This is a genomic window from Providencia sp. PROV130, assembly GCF_028482225.1.
GTDB lineage: Bacteria > Pseudomonadota > Gammaproteobacteria > Enterobacterales > Enterobacteriaceae > Providencia > Providencia rettgeri.
Map to the genome: position 1 here is coordinate 172,798 of NZ_JAMPQC010000003.1, position 19,336 is coordinate 192,133.

Annotated in this window: 14 protein-coding genes and 3 tRNA genes; 6 read left to right on the forward strand and 11 right to left on the reverse strand. The window is 40.2% G+C overall.

Annotated features, from left to right (window positions below):
• Positions 1-30: 30 nt before the first annotated feature.
• The 6 genes from PSF28_RS01905 to PSF28_RS01930 form a co-directional block, all read right to left on the reverse strand.
• A tRNA-Asn gene (locus PSF28_RS01905) sits at positions 31-106 on the reverse strand.
• Between the two features lie 259 nt (positions 107-365).
• Entirely contained in the window at positions 366-809 is a 444-nt protein-coding gene (locus PSF28_RS01910; RefSeq protein WP_210840045.1) for a universal stress protein, read from the reverse strand.
• Between the two features lie 21 nt (positions 810-830).
• A complete protein-coding gene (locus PSF28_RS01915; RefSeq protein WP_210840046.1) occupies positions 831-1,604 on the reverse strand; it encodes a siderophore-interacting protein in 774 nt (257 codons plus the stop codon).
• Positions 1,585-3,009 carry an efflux transporter outer membrane subunit gene (locus PSF28_RS01920; protein ID WP_210840047.1) on the reverse strand — a complete coding sequence of 475 codons (1,425 nt, stop codon included), beginning with the start codon at positions 3,007-3,009 and terminating at the stop codon, positions 1,585-1,587. The genes PSF28_RS01915 and PSF28_RS01920 overlap by 20 nt, the downstream gene beginning before the upstream one ends.
• Positions 3,009-4,067: an HlyD family secretion protein gene (locus PSF28_RS01925; protein ID WP_210840048.1), complete on the reverse strand. Its 1,059-nt coding sequence runs from the start codon at positions 4,065-4,067 to the stop codon at positions 3,009-3,011. Before PSF28_RS01925 ends, PSF28_RS01920 begins: the two co-directional genes overlap by 1 nt.
• A gap of 23 nt (positions 4,068-4,090) precedes the next feature.
• Positions 4,091-5,632 carry an MFS transporter gene (locus PSF28_RS01930; protein ID WP_272684546.1) on the reverse strand — a complete coding sequence of 514 codons (1,542 nt, stop codon included), beginning with the start codon at positions 5,630-5,632 and terminating at the stop codon, positions 4,091-4,093.
• 153 nt (positions 5,633-5,785) lie between these two features.
• On the opposite strand from PSF28_RS01930, the gene PSF28_RS01935 reads away from it, so the two are divergent.
• Entirely contained in the window at positions 5,786-6,688 is a 903-nt protein-coding gene (locus PSF28_RS01935; protein WP_210840050.1) for a LysR family transcriptional regulator, read from the forward strand.
• Positions 6,689-6,801: 113 nt separating this feature from the next.
• Here PSF28_RS01935 and PSF28_RS01940 read toward each other — a convergent pair.
• The 3 genes from PSF28_RS01940 to PSF28_RS01950 form a co-directional block, all read right to left on the reverse strand.
• Positions 6,802-6,877 (reverse strand) — tRNA-Asn (locus PSF28_RS01940).
• A 263-nt stretch (positions 6,878-7,140) separates the two neighbouring features.
• Positions 7,141-7,216: transfer RNA gene (locus PSF28_RS01945), tRNA-Asn, on the reverse strand.
• A gap of 135 nt (positions 7,217-7,351) precedes the next feature.
• Positions 7,352-7,855 carry a YlaC family protein gene (locus PSF28_RS01950; protein WP_210840051.1) on the reverse strand — a complete coding sequence of 168 codons (504 nt, stop codon included), beginning with the start codon at positions 7,853-7,855 and terminating at the stop codon, positions 7,352-7,354.
• Positions 7,856-8,334: 479 nt separating this feature from the next.
• Between PSF28_RS01950 and cspE the strand changes: the two genes are divergently transcribed.
• From cspE to mgtA, 4 genes are all read left to right on the forward strand, one after another.
• Positions 8,335-8,547 (forward strand): transcription antiterminator/RNA stability regulator CspE, encoded by a 213-nt coding sequence (gene cspE / locus PSF28_RS01955; protein ID WP_004909801.1) that lies wholly within the window; start codon positions 8,335-8,337, stop codon positions 8,545-8,547.
• 102 nt (positions 8,548-8,649) lie between these two features.
• Positions 8,650-8,841: a protein DsrB gene (dsrB, locus tag PSF28_RS01960; RefSeq protein WP_210840052.1), complete on the forward strand. Its 192-nt coding sequence runs from the start codon at positions 8,650-8,652 to the stop codon at positions 8,839-8,841.
• A gap of 397 nt (positions 8,842-9,238) precedes the next feature.
• Positions 9,239-9,937, forward strand: coding sequence for an MgtC family protein (locus PSF28_RS01965; protein WP_004255789.1), 699 nt, complete (start codon positions 9,239-9,241; stop codon positions 9,935-9,937).
• Positions 9,938-10,086: 149 nt separating this feature from the next.
• Positions 10,087-12,789, forward strand: coding sequence for a magnesium-translocating P-type ATPase (gene mgtA / locus PSF28_RS01970; protein ID WP_272684547.1), 2,703 nt, complete (start codon positions 10,087-10,089; stop codon positions 12,787-12,789).
• A gap of 114 nt (positions 12,790-12,903) precedes the next feature.
• Here mgtA and PSF28_RS01975 read toward each other — a convergent pair whose 3' ends face one another.
• Positions 12,904-13,215, reverse strand: a complete 312-nt coding sequence (locus tag PSF28_RS01975; protein WP_004909809.1) for a DUF5339 domain-containing protein — start codon at positions 13,213-13,215, stop codon at positions 12,904-12,906.
• Positions 13,216-14,254: 1,039 nt separating this feature from the next.
• Between PSF28_RS01975 and fliZ the strand changes: the two genes are divergently transcribed.
• Positions 14,255-14,773 carry a flagella biosynthesis regulatory protein FliZ gene (gene fliZ / locus PSF28_RS01980; RefSeq protein ID WP_004255757.1) on the forward strand — a complete coding sequence of 173 codons (519 nt, stop codon included), beginning with the start codon at positions 14,255-14,257 and terminating at the stop codon, positions 14,771-14,773.
• 219 nt (positions 14,774-14,992) lie between these two features.
• Here fliZ and putA read toward each other — a convergent pair whose 3' ends face one another.
• Complete coding sequence (gene putA, locus PSF28_RS01985) at positions 14,993-18,976, reverse strand: trifunctional transcriptional regulator/proline dehydrogenase/L-glutamate gamma-semialdehyde dehydrogenase (RefSeq protein ID WP_272684548.1); 3,984 nt, start codon at positions 18,974-18,976, stop codon at positions 14,993-14,995.
• Between the last annotated feature and the right edge of the window lie 360 nt (positions 18,977-19,336).

A 19,336-nucleotide genomic window follows, 5' to 3' on the forward strand; every position in this document is an offset into this window, starting at 1 on the left:
AAGTTTCCTTAAGCAGGCTTCTCTAAATTTTGGCTCCTCCAGCTGGACTCGAACCAGCGACATACGGATTAACAGTCCGCCGTTCTACCGACTGAACTATGGAGGAACTCCTTGGTACGCAGAGGATATTAGCTTTCTCTTACTGTATTGTCAAAGGAGAATAGCGAAAAAATGTTTGTTTGCCTGTTATCTGTGCGAACTGTGGGAAGTTTGATCGAAAATAGGGTAGTGTTGATTAATCAAGGCCATACACTAACAAAAAGACGGTTACAAATTTAAGTCAATGGGAGGTATATGATTTCAAATTTAGTGGTTAACCGTAGCTAACCACTGAGTAATGGGTGGATGTAACTTACCGAAAATATCTACAGCGGAATAACGAGAACCGGTTGGGCGATGTCATCGAGTAAACTGCGAGTCACTGAGGTACTAAGCCAGCGTCCAAGCGAAGAAAGATGACGATGAGAGATAATTAATAACTCACAGTTATATTTTTCCATTTTTTTGGGAATGGTATCGATAGGAGTACCTGCAGCGAGTAGTCCTTGGGCTTTAAATCCCATGCTATTTAAGGCGTTTGTGACCTCTTTTAATTGTTTTTGTGCCAAAGCTTCTTCATTTTGCGCGGCAGGGTATTCATCCCACTCATCACTCTCTTTAGTTAATCCAGTGCGGCTTAGTGCAAAGGTATTATCAACAACAGTTAATACAATCACATTGCTGACACAGCCAGTCATTCGTTGCATAAAACTAAGCGCATTACTGCTATTCTCAAAGCTGTCGACTGCTAACAACACATTATTAATCATGATTATTTCCTGATGGGCGAGCTAAATAGCGCCTTTAAAGTTAGATTCCCCTTTTTTCCAATACCCTTTGGCAAACAGCGAGGTTTTGGGGATCATCCGTTCATTGATAAAGTGATTTTTAAGATAAGCAGCGGCTTGTTGTTCACAAGCGAGCCAAATTTGACCCGGTTCAGCGGGAAGCGCGTAGCGACTGACTGCTTTAACAAGTAGGCTGTTCATGACATTTTCGTAATGGCGTTCACGTACTTGCCAGCTATTGACTATCAAATGTGGATAATCAAGGCATTGAATTTCTTGTTTATCACCCACTTCAGCAAACCAAAAAACAGGAATCGGCCGAGTTAAAGAGGCTAAAATAGAGCGCATTGCAGGAATGGCAGTTTCATCTCCAAGCAGTAGTAACCAGTTAGCGTCCGTTAGCGGTTTAAATCCTCCAGAACAGGGGCCTGCAAAGCCCAGTTTATCGCCAACCAATGCCTTTTCCGCCCAACATGATGCAGGGCCTTCACCATGTAAAACCATATCAATATCTATTGTACGGTTGGTTTTATTAATTTCACTGATGGTGTAAGCGCGGCCTGCTAGGTTATCTTTCCATGGAAAGAACACTTTTATCCAACAAGCGGGCTCATAGGCACGTAAATCATCTAAAAATTTATCAACATCTTCACCGCATAATGTAATGCGGCGCAGGTATTTGGTTGGTTTCTGTACAGCACTAACCGTAGCTTCACGTTTACGCTTGGTATCTTTTTCCAATATGTCACCAACAATTTTATTCATTGTGTTGTGCATAAGAATGCTCCTGCTGCATATTTGATGGATAAGTTTGCTCCCAGCCGCCTCCAAGGGCTCGATACAAATTCACGACGGCAAGTGCAGTTTCTTCTTGAGAGGCAATTTGAGCCGATTGCAAATCCAATAAGGCTCGTTGTGTACTCAGTACATGTATAAAATCGCTAGCACCATTGAGATAGCTATCTCGTGCCAGTGAAAATGCGTGTTGATTGGCGCTAACAGCAGTGGCAAGGTGAGATTGCCTAATTTGTTGAGTTTGGTAATCCGAAAGTGCATCATCAATTTCATGCCAAGCACGTAATACAGTTTGTTGGTAAGCAATGGCCATTTCTTGTTGACGATACTCACTGAATTTGACTTGTTGTGTGATTTTTCCACCATTAAAAAGGGGTAAATAAAGTGAAGGGCCAATCGAAAAGGAGCGTGTTGACCAGTTGCCCATATCTGACAGGGAAAGCACTTGGTAGCCAGCATTACCGGTAAGTGTAATTCGTGGATAATAATCCGCTTTTGCAACGCCAATTTCTGCGGTTGCTTGGTGTAATCGCTGTTCAGCTTCGCGAATATCAGGCCTACGCAATGCTAATTCAGAAGGAAGCCCCATCGGCACTGAACTTGTTAAATGTGGTAGGGATTTGGTCGCTGCAAGTTCAGTTTTAAGCGCTCCGGGCTGTTCACTAAGTAATAGGCTCAGCGCATTATTCAAGCGATTTTCTCTATCATTTAAAACAGGCAACAAAGCTTTTACTTGGTCTAATTGAACTTGAGCTTGTTCAACATCTAATTGATTACCCGAACCATTTTTCAATCTCACTTTAGTTAACTGTAACGTTTTCAGGGCAGTAGCATGGTTCTCTTTTGCAACAATGATTTGTTGCTGTGTCGCTCGTAAACGTAGGTAATTAGCGGCAATTTCTGCGGCGATAGATGTGAATAAAGCACGACGGTTTTCCTCGGAAGCGGCAAAATTAGCTAGTGCACTTTCAGAGGAACGACGTAATTTCCCCCACAGATCAATTTCCCAGATAGCACTAAACCCGCCTTGCCAGTTATTGAAATCAGCTTCGTCTTTTTTACCTGAAGGATCACGTTGACGTTGATAAGCGCCATCAAAGTTTAAATCAGGTGTTAATGCTGAATCTGTGATACCCAATAAAGCGCGACTTTGTTGTATACGTGTCGTTGCTAGCTGAAGGTTTAAGTTATGCGTTGTTGCACGTTGTACTAACTGAGTTAGTTGTGGATCACCAAAGACAGCCCACCACTCGGTGGGCAAAGTTGCGGAGTTTTGCATTGCTCCCCAGTTGCCTGGAAGTGAGGCTTGCGGTGGAGAAAAGTCTGGCCCAACGGCTTGGCAGCCAGTGAGTGCTAACAAAACCAATGCGATCACAGTTTTGTTCATCAGCGGCTCCCATCGTGTGTATTAATGGTGACATCTGCAGACATACCCACACGTAGCGCATCCATCATCACAGCATGGTCGGTGTTGCTATCAAAAATAATTTTCACGGGTATACGTTGTACAATTTTAGTAAAATTACCCGTTGCATTTTCTGGGGCTATGGGTGAGAAACTCACACCAGACGCGGGAGCAATACTATCGACATAGCCTTTTAATATTTGCCCTGGGAAGGTATCGATACTAATATCAACGACTTGGCCATGAGTAATATTTTCCAGTTGAGTTTCTTGATAATTCGCGATGATGTAGAGCTTATTTTGGGGGACAATAGCCATTAAAGCATCGCCTGGCTTAACAAACTCACCGACACGCAAACTTTTTTTACCAATTACGCCACCAATGGGTGCAGCAATACGGGTGTAAGAGAGGTTAAGCTCAGCCATCGCTTTTTTAGCTTGAGCTAGTGTCAATTCAGCATTGCTATCGGCCTGTTTTGCTTCTAAAACTTGCAACATATTTTTGGCTGCTTTTAATGATGCTTCGGCTTGTGCAACACTTGCTGTCATTGTTTGTACACGTGTAGTTGCTTGTTGTGCCGCTTGTTGTGAGCCTGCGCCAGTATTTGCCATTTTGTGGTAGCGAGTTTTTTCTTGGTACGCAAATTGTAGTTCTGCTTTTGCAGATTGCAGTTGGGCTTCTGCCGCAGCGATTAAGGCCTGTTGACGCGTTAAATTGGCTTTTGCATCATCTTGTCGTGCGCGAGCAGATTGCTCTTGCGCAGCAGCCTGAGAAAGTGCAACTGTAAATTCTCTGGGATCAATGACTGCTAATAATTCACCTTCTTTAACCCATTGGTTATCTTGCACAAGGACTTCGGTCACCACACCTGAAATTTGTGGTGATATACGTGAAATATCCGCTCGGATATAAGCATCATTGGTATTTTGAGCAGTTTTTTTAATGGCGAATTTATTAATTAATAAACCTCCCATTAAAACAACAATAGCGATGATAGCTAGAGCGACATTTTTATTAATTTTTAATTTGATCTTACTCATTCTAATTTCCTGATAATCAATAACTAAGCAGCGGCAACAGACCGCGGTGGGTAAATACGAGTTGGCATCACTAAAATCAGGCCGGTTAATAACAGTGCTAAACCAGAAACCAACAGATATAGGTCAGAGCTAGCTAAAACATGTCCTTGGCTTGAGGCGAGTTTTGTGAGCTCGCCGATAGAATTCGTCGCAGTATCGCGATAGGTACTGCCGTAACTGTCAGTAATTACGCCGGAATGAAAATCACCTCGCTGGCGGCTTAATAGGGCAATAGCTCCCCCTGCAGCGGTTGCTGCAAATCCTTTAACCGCATTAAACCAAGCAGCAGCAAATGGACCATCAGTGGGCAATAATCCGCCCGTTGCCATCATCAATAGCGGAATAACGGCCATGGGTTGTGCTACAGCTTGTAAGAGAGAAATCATTCTAAAGTTGTCACCATTCCAATCAGGGGTCAGTTGTGATGCGAGAACACAAGCTGCCGCCATCAAAAGTAAACTAATGGCGAGTACCCAACGGCAATCAACTTTGGGGGTATTACAAATAATGGCTATGATAGGGAGCGTGATGAGTTGTGGGAGTGATACCCATAGCATCATGTCGGAGGTTTGTTCTAAGCGATACCCTTGAATAGCCGATAAATAGCTAGAGGTAATATTCACCAAAGAAACCATAATCAACAGCACACCACCAAGGGTGATTAATGAAAACGACAGGTTCCGTTTGCCAAGTAACTGTAAATTGAAAAAGGGTAATGGGTGATACCACTCGTTTATTAAAAACAGGGCTAATAAACCAAGCCCACCCATTAATAAAACATAAATCAGTGGTGAATTTAGCCAATCAAGGCGTTCTCCTTGAGAAATACCCACGGTGAGCATGGCAAGTGCACTTCCCCCTAGAAGTAAACCTCGCCAGTTAAACTGTTTGAGTCGTTCTAAGCGTAAAGGGTCTTGTGGCAAACCAAAGCCAATGCAGATGGTAGCTATCGCCATTAGCGGTAAGTTCCAATAAAAGTATCCACTCCATCCCCAGTGAAAGGCAAAAGCGGCTGCAGTGGCACCAAAAGTAGCACTCCATGCAGAAACCCAGCCATAAGCTCCTAAACCTAATACTTTAATCAGTGGAGGCATAAAACGTAGCACTACCGTCATTAACATCGGTGGGAGAGCTCCGCCTGCAAAGCCCTGTAAACTACGTATTGTCAATAGAAGGGTATAATGATCTCCTAGCCATGGTGTAATTAACCCTCCAACCAGATATATAGAGCACATAACAAGTGCAACACGGCGTAAAGAGAATGTCGGCCAAAAGCAAGGAGTAAACCCCGAACCAATTACAAAACCGGTTACATAACAAGTAATTAACCAACTGCCAGTATCGATATTTAATGCCATTGCGCCCTGAATATCGCCTAGGGCGAATTTACTGGCGTTTTCTCCCACGCCACTCGCCATTACTGCTAAAAAAACACCAAATAGACCCATCCATGTGCGACCACTGATTTCACTCGCACTGGCTATCCATTTGTTTTTTTTAGGTTGTGTGATAGACGCATCAACCATTTCAAACTCCTGCTATTTAAAAATTTGTTCTGTCATTTTTCAGCAGTAGTATCTAAACTTTATTTAATTGTTTAAAATGAAATGATGTAATTAAATTATTGCATAAAACGCAATCCACTAATAAGGAGGACTGCAAAGGGGCGAGGAGGAAAAATGCCACAAAAAATCGATTTCAATTTGATTTATGCGTTGAATTTATTATTGGAGGAAGGAAGTGTCGGAGGAGCAGCTGAAAAAATGAACCTGAGTGCTCCTGCCATGAGCCGAATTCTAGGGCGAATTCGTGAGCAATTTAATGATCCGATTTTAGTCAGGGCAGGGCGTAAATTAGTACCAACTCCCAGAGCATTAGAATTAAAAGAACAACTTAGCCATATTATTGCTCAAGCAGAAGCGTTAATTAATCCTGATGAATTATTCAATCCAAAAACATTAGAAAGAACATTTGTTATTCGCGCGAATGATATTTTTATTGGTGCTTTAGGCGGCGGATTATTAGAAAAACTCAGGGAATTAGCCCCTCGAAGTAGTTTAATTTTTATTGCGGAAAGTGATACTGAAGATGATTCCTTACGTAGCGGTAAAGTTGATTTGGTTATTGGTTCTTCTCGAGATTGGCATCCTGAAATTAAGGCTCAAAGCTTATTTACCAGCACCTTTCAGGCGTTGGTTCGCCCTGAGCACCCGATAATTGGGCAAGTGACACCTGAAAGTTTAACGCATTACCCGCATATCAGTGTATCGCGACGGGGGCGTACATTGGGGCCAATTGATGACGCATTACGTGACCTTCAATTGCAGCGTAATGTTGTGTTGACTTTACCGAGCTTTCATTCTGCAATGATGCTAACGATGAACTCTGATTATATTTTGCCGCTCCCTCGCCATGTACTGCAAGGGGTAAAGAGTGTTAATTTGCCGTTAATTGAAATTGAACTTCCTTTGGAATTGGAATCTATATTTATCGTGCAAGCATGGCATCCAAGGTTGGACAGAGATCCTGCACATCAATGGTTACGCCAGACAATTAAACAATTTTTTCTAGAGAAAGAGTAGCTATTCATTCTATGGTGCGGGTCTTTGTGGTTGCTTAGTCAGTAGCTGAATATTCAGAAGCGTAATTTTCAGGTAGATAGCAAAAAGCCCGCATTAAGCGGGCTTTTTAAATTTGGCTCCTCCAGCTGGACTTGAACCAGCGACATACGGATTAACAGTCCGCCGTTCTACCGACTGAACTATGGAGGAATTGCTTTGTTCCTGAGAACGAGGCGCATATTACCCATCCTGTTCACTGTTGTAAAGTATAAAAACGAAAAAAATAGCCAAGTGGGTGTTAAGTAATCGATTTGATGATTATCTACCCCAATAAGAGGTGTCGTTGTCTATATTATGTGATTTATAGGGGAAGGGGATGCTAGGGAAACTGATAATAGAAATGAGTAATACATAAGTAATGAGGTATATTTAACGGATAGCAAAAAGCCCGCATTAAGCGGGCTTTTTAAATTTGGCTCCTCCAGCTGGACTTGAACCAGCGACATACGGATTAACAGTCCGCCGTTCTACCGACTGAACTATGGAGGAATTGCTTGTTCCTGAGAACGAGGCGAATATTAACGATATCATCTCAGGCTGTCAATCATAAAAACAGAAAAAATATCTAACTGCTCATTCACTGCACATTATGACGAAGTTTTGCTCTAGTTAATTGATATTGAATTAATTTTGAGTTGCAAGTGTACCAGGTAATTGCGTAGAAACTTCAGGATAAGCGACATGATAGATATCATAAAATGATATCATTCCTTTTAATGCAATTAAACGCGATATTTCTTGCTTTATTGCAGAGCTAACATCTTGTGAATCAATGATTTTACTTATCGCATTATCAGAAACGGGTTCGGTAACAAACCATTCTCCGTTATAACAAACGCGTAAATCTAATACACCAATATCTTCAAAATGATAGACAGGCTTAATGTCAAAAAGTAGCACACTTGCTAGTACAATAAAGAGAATGGTGATACCCAGTGCCCAATAAGGGCCAAAATAAGGGGCATACCAAAGAATAATAGCTAGGGGGACGTAAGCTGCAACCATGCCAACACATAAATAAGGGTGGTTGGCGAGAAACTGGCTATTAAAGTAAGGTTTCCCATCTCGGTTTTCACGTTTATTGATGGTATCCAAGTCTTCGACGAGTATTTGTTTGATAATATCCATGTGTATAACTCTCTGTCAGATATCTATACTAGGAGGGTATCACGAGCTGTTGAGATTGTTATATATCAGTTAAAAAAAATATTTACACAGATTGTCATCGTATCAGATAATTCTTACTGACATTTATTGAGTTGTTGGCTTTTTAAATTAAAGTTTTCTTTAAACTATCAACTAAATGCAGCATTTTTGTTAACGTTATAGTCGATAAAAGTGACGCAATCGAAAAAACGACATATTTTTGAAGTTTGTCCGTATAAAATAGTTGCTATTATCTTTAAGTCATGAGTTAATGAGTGTCGGCCTGTTTAGCAGTCCTATTTGATGTATGATTACTGAGTTAGTGTGTTCTAAAGAAGAAAGTTATCACAGATAGCCTTTGACCGTGACGCTGCATCTTGGTGTTTCCCTGATTAAATAGTTGACTCTGGCCCGTATATGCCAAAAGGCAAGTTTTTTTGATGTTATATAGGAAAAGTCAAATGTCCGACAAAATGAAAGGTCAAGTTAAGTGGTTCAACGAGTCTAAAGGCTTCGGTTTCATCACTCCAGCTGATGGTAGCAAAGACGTTTTCGTCCACTTCTCTGCCATTCAGGGCAATGGTTTCAAAACTCTGGCTGAAGGTCAGCAAGTTGAATTCACCATTGAAAACGGTGCAAAAGGCCCAGCAGCTGCTAACGTAACTGCTATCTAAGCTAATTGCTCAACTGATTTTCTAAAGCCCGTCATTTTTAATGACGGGCTTTTTCGTATGCGCTACATTTATGGTTAATATATTTTGTTGGAAAAGATTGCTATGAAAATTAATGACCGTGTTTATGTAAAAACAGACGGGGAAGAGCGTCGAGAAGGCACTATTTTACTTATCGAGCCCTTTAATGAAGGAGTAATGTATTTAATCGCATTACCTGATTACCCTGAAGGTATTTGGTTTTTTAATGAAAAAGAGGGTGATGAAGGGATTTTTGTTACGCCAATTGAAAGATAAGTTTCAAGTTAATGAACACTTTGTTCTTTACTTAATAATTTTCCCCACTTATACTCCTTCCATCTTTTACTTAGGAGATTATTACTTGGACAGTCAGAGTTGGAATAAAAACTTAATTTAATGGCAAGCCAGTAATCATCTTTTCTTTTAACTGCTTGCCACAATGGCGGGCGGTGTCTGATGTTTCCTCATCATACTACTCCCTTATAATTGTATTTAATTAGATAGCATATTATAGCTGTATTGAGTGTGTATCATGTTGGTCTATATTTATTCTCTATTTCCTCCAGGCAATAGCTAATGGTTTTTGAGTAATTTATTTTACTCAAAATATATGGCTATATGCTTTTTATTAGGCATATAAATCATTATCCAAGTTATTTTTGGAGGGATTATCATGCTTTTTTCCCCTGATATTTTAAATCTACTGTCTGCTATGTGTTTTGGTGCATTAATCGGTGCTGAGCGCCAGTGGCGTCAACGAATGGCGGGCTTGAGAACCAATGCACTGGTTGCAACAGGTGCTGCAGTGTTTATTTTAAGTTCTGTAACAACATCTCCTGATAGCCCTGGGCGTATTGCTGCCCAAGTGGTGTCTGGAATCGGTTTTCTCGGGGCGGGTGTGATTATGCGTGAAGGCATGAACATTCGAGGTCTCAATACTGCGGCAACGCTTTGGTGTTCTGCGGGGATCGGTGTTTTATGTGGATTAGGGCAATATTCTTTGGCATTGATGGCGACGTTATTAATTTTATGCGCCAACATTTTATTAAGAGAAGCAGCTTCACGAATTAATAAACAGCCACAGCAGCAAGCGCTTGATGTCGAACAGCGTTATAAAATCCGTGTAATGTGCCATCAAACGGATGAAATTTTAGTAAGAACACTTATTTTACAAGCAATTAACGGGTTGCATATTCGGTTGCAATCGTTAAGTAGTGCCGACACATTAAAGCCTGAACAATTGGAAGTGTGTGCTGAATTCCTTGCAACCCCCGCGGAGCAAAAGGAAATTGAAGCATTGGTATGCAGAATAAGTCTTGAGCAAAGTGTTAGTGCTATCAATTGGAAAGTCGCATCAGAGCTACCTGCCTGATGATTTTAAATTAACTCACTATAGGAGCCGAAATGGACGACCACCCTCCGTCATGGAGTCGTAAGCTGGAGCTATCTAACTGATAATAAGCTAATTTTATTTCAGTTAGATAGCGTTAAAATCACGAGTGTTGTATTCGAGACAACGTTATGACTGAAATAAGAGAACCGCGTAAAAGCGTCAAAGCGGCTGCACGCCAAAAATATATTGTTGGCGAACAAGCGAGTAAAAATATTGAGCAAGTGCTCAATGAATATCAAACAAATCTATTAGGCTTATCTGAGAATGAGGCGATGGATCGCCTAGTGACCGAAGGAGAGAATGAAGTTGCTCATGAAAAAGCCCCTCCAGCATGGAAACAACTACTCACTTCCTTTAAAAATCCATTTATATTCGTACTGATTATATTAGCAGTTGTTAGTTTTTTTACGGATTATGTTATTCCCGAACGTCAAGGTGAAGAAACAGATTTAACCGGGGTGATTATCATTATCACTATGGTTTTACTGAGTGGATTTTTGCGTTTTTGGCAAGAATATCGTACCAATAAGGCTGCGGAAGCATTGAAATCCTTAGTTCGAACGACAGCTACGGTATTTCGCCGCGACAATAAAACGGGGCGTTCAGTTCGAAAAGAGGTGCCGATTAAATGCTTAGTACCAGGGGATATTGTGTTGTTATCCGCAGGGGATATGGTTCCTGCTGATTTAAAGCTAGTCGAATCAAGAGATTTGTTTATCAGCCAAGCGATTCTAACAGGGGAGTCCATACCCGTTGAAAAATATGACACATTGGGTGACGTTTCAGCCAAAAGTTTAGATCCCGTATCGCCAACAGAAAATGAATTATTAGAGATTTCAAATATTTGTTTAATGGGAACCAATGTTACCAGCGGTACAGCACGTGGAATTGTGGTGGCAACTGGTGGAAAAACCTATTTAGGTTCGTTGGCTAAATCCATTGTGGGGAGCCGTGCGCAAACATCATTTGATCGTGGTGTGAATAGCGTAAGTTGGTTATTGATTCGCTTTATGTTAGTCATGGTACCAATTGTCTTACTTATCAATGGGTTTACAAAAGGTGATTGGTTCGAAGCAACATTATTCTCACTGGCGGTTGCTGTGGGGTTAACGCCCGAAATGTTACCGATGATTGTTAGCTCCAATTTAGCCAAAGGTGCAATTGCCATGTCAAAACACAAGGTGATTGTCAAAAGATTAAATGCTATCCAAAACTTTGGTGCAATGGACGTGCTGTGTACGGATAAAACGGGAACCTTAACGCAAGATCGTATTATTTTAGAACATTATTTAGACAGTAATGGGCAGAAAAATAGTAAAATATTGCAACTGGCTTGGCTAAATAGCTTCCATCAAAGTGGCGCTAAGAACATGATGGATCAGGCAATTATTCGTCGTGGTAGAGGGAATAGTGAAGTTGAGCAGTTAAAAGGATTTCAAAAAATTGATGAATTACCCTTTGATTTTATTCGGCGCAAATTGTCAGTGACAGTACAAACACCAGAAGGCGAAGCCCTACTTATTTGTAAAGGCGCCGCTGAGGAAATGTTAGCCGTTTGCCAAAGTTATCAGCAAGATGGTGAGCTTCATTTGCTTGATAACCAAGCAAGAGCAAAAATTACTGAGCTAGTGAGTGACTATAACAGACAAGGATTTCGTGTATTGTTACTCGCAACTCGTCGTTTGAATGATGCAGAAGCCAGTTTACCGCTTTCAGCTCAAGCTGAGCACCAGTTAGAACTACAAGGCATTTTAACTTTTCTTGATCCTGCAAAAGAAAGTGCAATTTCAGCCATTGCAGCGCTACGAGAAAATGGTGTTACTGTGAAGGTTTTGACGGGTGATAATGCAATTATTACCGAAAAAATTTGTCATGATGTTGGCTTAAATATCAGTGAAATCATGACCGGCCTGGAAGTTGAAGCTTTGACGGACGAAGAACTCGACCAAAAGGTTGAGCAGGTTTCAGTTTTCTGTAAATTAACACCCTTGCAAAAATCTCGTATTTTAAAGCGGTTACAAGCAAATGGGCATACAGTTGGTTTTCTTGGTGATGGGATCAACGATGCACCGGCATTACGTGATGCTGATGTGGGAATTTCAGTTGATACCGGCACAGACATTGCTAAGGAATCTGCGGATATTATCTTACTTGAAAAAGATTTAATGGTATTAGAGCAGGGGGTGATTAAAGGACGTGAAACTTTCGGTAATATTATTAAATACTTGAATATGACCGCGAGCTCTAACTTTGGTAACGTATTTTCTGTATTGATTGCCAGTGCATTTATTCCCTTCCTGCCGATGTTAGCCATTCATTTGCTCGTTCAAAACTTGCTGTATGATATCTCCCAGCTTGCATTACCCTGGGATAAAATGGATAAAGAGTTTTTAAAACGCCCTCGCAAATGGGATGCAAAAAATATCGGTCGCTTTATGCTTTGGATTGGGCCAACGTCATCTATCTTTGATATCACGACTTTTGCGTTAATGTGGTATGTATTCCAAGCAAATAGTGTTGCTCACGAAGCATTGTTCCAATCAGGTTGGTTTGTGGAAGGATTACTCTCTCAGACGCTAGTTGTTCATATGTTAAGAACACAAAAAATACCCTTTATACAAAGCACCGCCGCACTACCGGTTATGTTAACGACAGGGCTAATTATGGCTCTCGGGCTATATATTCCATTTTCTTCATTTGGTGAAATGATAGGATTACAACCGTTACCAATAGAATATTTCCCATGGTTAGCTTTGACATTAGTGAGCTATTGTGTTGTCGCTCAACTGATGAAGCAGTTTTATATTAAACGTTTTGGTACATGGCTATAATATATTGTTAAGTCAGGAAAAAGAAAAACCAAGGATGGTTCTTCTTTTCTGTGCGCAATAAAAAGAGCCACCAGTGTGGCTCTTGTTGATCTACAGAATAAAGAAGAATAGGGCTTATTGCAGGCCTAAAGCAGCTTTCATCTGTTTCATTGCATCAATACCTTGTTGGCAAGCTTTATCTTGCTGATCCTTAGGTAGTGCAGCAACTTGTTTTTTACCTTCTTCCAGCTGACCTTTCATTGCATCTAACTGAGTTTTTGCTTGCGGGTTTTCTGAAGCTTTAGCAATTAAGCTATCAACTTCAGCGAAGTAGGCGTTACAAGTTTCAGTTGCACCAGCAACTTCGCCTTTTTTCTCTTCTTCCGAACAAGCAGTGATTGTCAGTGCCAATAAACCCATACCACAAGCTAAAATCAACTTTTTCATAATCAACCTTATTAAAATTATTTATTTATATAGCAAATTGAGTATATAAGAGATGTTTTTAATATCAAACGTGACAAATCCTAAAATAATATTTTAGCTAATTAATTAAGTTTCAATTTAATTAGGTTATCATATTTCATTTTAGGATGTTTACATTACTTAATTTCGTGATTATAACTAAATTGTTTTTTATCATGTTGTTATGGAATAGCTTTGACTATTTTTCGCTTATCTAGAATGATTGATAGATGGATGAAGTGATTGAAGCTTGAGATAAGAAGTTAACGGTTTATTAGTAGAAGGAAAAATGGTTATCTAATTTAATAAACATATTTTTCGACGATAATTATGTTTCCACTCGCAAAATAGAATAATGCGTTATGCGTGAATTTACCTATATATGATTTTGAAATATTGTTATAACATTTTTTCATATACAATTAAAATTATTAAAAAATCGTTTATTTGTAACAAAATATTTACGACTGAATGATAAAATTTTACTATGAAATATTTATAGAATTAATGCCTGTTCATTTAAGATGCAATTATAGATGTGAAAAGTGAGCTAGTTCACAAATTTAAGAAGAAAACCTTTGTATCGGTATAAGTTTGATTTTTAAATTAAATTTTCTTTGTACGAAGATGAAATTATCAGGTAGAGTCTGTGTTTTTAAGCGAACTAATGAGTAAATATCGCTTAACTTATGGTTAATGATAGGTGTACAGGGTTAACGACAATTAAGTTAATTTTGTTGACGCTAACTCAAATTCATACCAAAATTGACTCACCGTAGAAATTCGCCAAAGAGCGAGAGACGGGTTAGAATGTTTTTAACAAAGGGCGATACCTTTTCTTACTGTACATTTTTAGAATGATTAGTTCTCTAAAGGTAAAGTAAGAATATATGATATGGATTCACCATATCGCAATGCAACATAGCAAATAATATATTAATGCTATGGGCATACAATGTATGTAACCTGATTTATTTGGTTACAATTTTATATTTAGACTTACACACAGGGCTTTACCATTATGTCTGCTTCTATTGTAAAGAAACGGCCTCTGAGTCGTTACATCAAAGATTTTAAACACAGCCAAACTCATTGTGCACATTGTCACAAGACCCTTGATCGTATCTCTTTAGTTTTCAACGATGACATCTTAAATAAAGAAGCTATCGCTGATATGACTGAATTGGTTGATGAAGGTACTTGGGGGGAGCTGCAAGATAAATTTACTGCACTTTGTCGTTTTTGTAGTGAAATTTATTGCAATAGTAATACTGATTATTTTGATATTATGTCATTTAAACAGTATTTATTCTTACAGACTGAGATGAGCCATAGTACTGTTCGTGAATATGTTGTTCGTTTACGACGTTTAGATGAGCTGTTATCTTCCTCTAATTTTTCTATGAAAGAATTTACTGCAAGTAAAGTTCAAGAGGAATTAAGTGAAAAAATGACAGACTCTGCATTTAGTAATTACAATATTGCATTACGTAAATATGAACAATATTTATTCTGGGAATCAGAAAAGTGCAATAATTAGAACGACATACTGAAAATAAGCATCGTTATTTTCATTGTTGTTTTTAAACAATGGTGTCCTCGTGGGCACCTTTTATGTTTCTAGCAGTAAATATATGAGATAGCACTTATCTGATAGGAACCGGGACTGTTATTCTTATGAGATAAGTGTATTTTTAAATAAATACATTGTGATGTATGGCCTGATCCTCATAAACTGCGAGGTCAGGCTTTTTGTTTATTACCCGATCGTCATTAAGCTAGCATTACCACCTGCAGCCGCGGTATTGACACTCAATGAGCGCTCATGAAGTAAGCGTTCAGTCAGCAGATTAGTTTCACCTCGTTCAAAGCCTTGTACTGAAATAATAGGCCCTTTACGTTGTGCAACCACCGCACAAACTTCTTTTAACTGATCGCTGTCGCCATGGTAAATAACCCCTTCGATAGGCTCTTTAGATTCTATCCAGTTTTTAGTTAGCGATATGGTTTTTCGCACTTTTTCAGGTAGTGACTTAAATAGCTTCTGATGAAGTTCGCTATCTGGCCATAACACCTGACAACCCGCAGAAAGCACCGCTGTTAACTGCGTTAAACAATCATGTTCATTATCGCTAAGGCATAAAATCAAACCACGTGGGCGCAAGGTATAGGTATTCCTTTCTCCCGTTGGCCCAGGCAATACACGAGTGGTTCCTGTCTGACTATGGCGTGTAAATAGCTCAATAACGGAGGGGGAAATAACCGAATTTTGTTTTTCAGACCATTGAGTAAGTGCTTCAAATGGCTCGAGTAATACGGTTCGGGCACTGGCATCCATCGGTAAATGGCTATCTTGTCTCTCTAACGTGTTTGAAACCGCGTTATCTGGGCGTTCGCTTAATAAACGATAGAGGTATAGTGGCCCGCCTGCTTTAGGCCCAGTTCCAGATAAACCTTCACCACCAAAAGGTTGCACGCCAACAACGGCACCAACCATATTTCGGTTTACGTACAGATTACCTACTTTAGCTTTTGAAACAACTTGGTTGATAGTTTCATCTATACGAGTGTGAACACCAAGTGTCAGCCCATAACCCGCAGCGTTAATTTGTTCAACGAGTGCTTCTAGCTCATCTCGTTTAAAACGTACAACGTGCAGAACAGGGCCAAAGATCTCTTTTTTCAGCTCACTAACATCATCAAGTTCTATCAATGTCGGCTTAACATAGGTTCCTTCCATTTGTTCTTGTTGATCATCATGATTTTCAAATGCGGCTTGGAAGACGATTTTCCCTTTACTGCGCATTTTTTGAATATGTTGATCGATATTTTCTTTTGCTTCACGGTCAATCACCGGGCCAATATCGGTTGATAAATGTTCTGGATTCCCCATGCGGCACTCTTCCATTGCGCCTTTTAACATACGAATCGTTTTATCTGCGACATCTTCTTGGATGCATAGAATGCGCAGTGCTGAACAACGCTGACCTGCGCTATCAAATGCAGATGCGACAACATCAGTGACAACCTGTTCTGTTAATGCAGAAGAATCAACGATCATTGCATTTAATCCGCCCGTTTCTGCAATCAGCGGGGTTGGTCGGCCCTGTGCATCTAAGCGTCCAGCGATATTACGTTGAAGTAATCCTGCAACTTCAGTTGACCCCGTAAACATGACTCCACGAACACGGCTATCACCAACGAGTTGGGCGCCAATCGTTTCACCTTTACCTGGTAAAAATTGCAGTACATCGTGTGGAATACCCGCTTGATGCAAAATGGAAACCGCAATAGCACCGATTAATGGTGTTTGTTCCGCCGGCTTCGCGAGTACGGTATTACCTGCTGCGAGAGCAGCTGCAATTTGGCCTGAAAATATTGCTAACGGGAAGTTCCATGGACTAATACAGACCACAGGGCCTAAAGGGCGGTGCGTATTGTTATCAAAATCATTCTTGACTTGAGTTGCATAGTAATTAAGAAAATCTACCGCTTCCCTAACTTCCGCAATTGCATTGTTGTAGGTCTTACCAGCTTCACGCACTAAAATATCTAATAGCGGCTGTAACTGTTGTTCCATAAGATCAGCAGCTCGTAATAAGATAGCTGCTCGTTCAGAAGGCGGGGTTGCGAACCAGATAGTACCCGCATCGTTAGCGGTATTTAATGCATGTTCAGCTTCTTGTTCTGTTGTTTCACGAACATGGCCAACAATATCTTTATTACAGGCAGGGTTTATAATCGGTGTTGCTTCAGGTAACGTTTGTGAAGCTTGGAAATTCCCCCCTAGCAGTGGTTCTGCCATTTTTTGCTGCATACCTGCACTCAGTAGGGCACTTGATAAGGAAGCCAGTCGATGTTCGTTTGATAGGTCAAGCCCCATCGAATTCACACGTTCTTGACCGTATAAATCACGTGGTAACGGAATTTTTGGATGCGGTAAGCCAATTTGACCTTCAGTTTTAGACAGTTCTAAGACATCTTTAACTGGGTCAGCAACTAATTCATCTAGCGGAATAGTGGCATCAGCAATACGGTTTACAAATGAAGTATTTGCACCATTTTCTAATAATCGACGTACCAAATAGGCAAGTAGTGTCTCGTGAGTACCGACAGGTGCATAAATACGACAAGGGCGGTTTAGTTTGCCATCAGCGACTTTACCAACCACTTGTTCATAAAGTGGCTCACCCATTCCATGTAGACATTGGAATTCATATTGGCCCGGGTAGTAGTTTTTACCTGCAATTTGGTAGATAGCAGAGAGGGTATGTGCGTTGTGCGTTGCAAACTGCGGGTAAATTAAATTGGGAACCGACAACAGTTTTCGTGCACAGGCAATATAAGAAACGTCAGTATACACTTTACGCGTATAAACTGGGTAACCTTCTAGCCCATCCATTTGAGCACGCTTGATTTCACTGTCCCAATAGGCACCTTTTACCAGGCGGATCATTAAACGACGTTGGCTGCGTTCAGCTAAATTTATGATTGAGTCAATCACAAATGGGCAGCGTTTTTGATAGGCCTGAATTACAAAGCCAATTCCATTCCAACCCGCGAGCTGTGGTTCAAAACAGAGTTTTTCTAGTAAATCTAAAGAAATTTCTAAGCGATCGGCTTCTTCTGCGTCAATATTAATCCCTACATCGTATTGATGCGCTTGTAATACAAGGGATAATAGACGTGGATAAAGCTCTTCCATTACGCGGGAGTATTGTGCACGGCTATAACGTGGATGTAATGCAGATAGCTTAATTGAAATACCGGGGCCTTCATAAATACCGCGGCCATTTGATGCTTTACCAATCGCGTGGATAGCTTGTTGGTAAGACACCATGTAATCTTGTGCATCTTTTTCCGTTAATGCGGCTTCCCCCAGCATGTCGTAGGAATAGCGGAAGCCTTTATCTTCGAGTTTTCGTGCGTTAGCGAGCGCTTGGGAAATAGTTTCGCCAGTAACAAATTGCTCTCCCATAAGGCGCATTGCCATATCAACGCCTTTGCGTACCAGCGGTTCACCACTTTTACTAATGATGCGATTAAGTGAGGTTGAGAGTTTAGCTTCATTATGTGTAGAAACTAACTTACCTGTAAATAGCAGACCCCAAGTCGCGGCATTAACAAACATTGAGCTACTTTGGCCAAGGTGTGATTGCCAATTCCCATTACTAATCTTATCGCGGATGAGCGCATCTCGAGTTGCTTTATCTGGAATGCGCAATAAGGCCTCGGCGAGACACATTAATGCGACACCTTCTTGAGATGAAAGTGAAAATTCTTGAAGTAGACCTTGAACTAAGCCTGAGCGGCCGATGCCATTTTTTTGATTGCGTAGTTTTTCAGCTATTGAATAAGCTAATTTATGAGCGGCTTCAGCTTGTTCTGTAGGGAGCTGTGCTTGCTGTAACAACATTGGCACGGCTTGTGTTTCAGGAATTCGGTAAGTAGAAGTAATTGCAGAGCGTTTTACAGATTGTGGTAAAATGTGCTCTGCGAAATCTAAGAATGGTTGATAGTTAGATTCAACGGTGGTGTCTTCATCAGAAGTTTGATTTTCTTTTACATCGATACCCGGTGCGAGCTCTGGAAAAGCTTGGCCATTATCGAGTTGTTCTAGGTAATTATAAATAGCTTGTTTGATAAGCCAATGTGATGTTCGGTCAAGACGCTGAGCGGCATTTTTAATGCGTTCACGAGTTGCTTCATCAAGTCTCACACCCATAGTTGTAGTGCTACTCATCTTAATTCCTCTAGGTCACGAGTCATTTTAATCAAAAAGTTACACTACATTATCTTAATGTTGCAACTTTGTGCAACATTGTTACGTGTGATTTCTGAAAGAAATGTGAAACATATCGAGTTTTTTGAGTTCTAATAATTTCAATTAAATAGATATTCATTTATTTTCTATGTTTTACATATGGTTATATTTAACCTCTTTAGGTAAGGCAGTTAAACATCTGATTGTGAATTTAAGTTTAAATTTTAACATTTGTGATATGGATTCTATTTATGCAATAAAAAATAGTTAATTTCTTGTTAATTTAATACGACTCTGTCTAGGATGTGGCAGTTAAGATATTAAGTTAGTGCAACACAA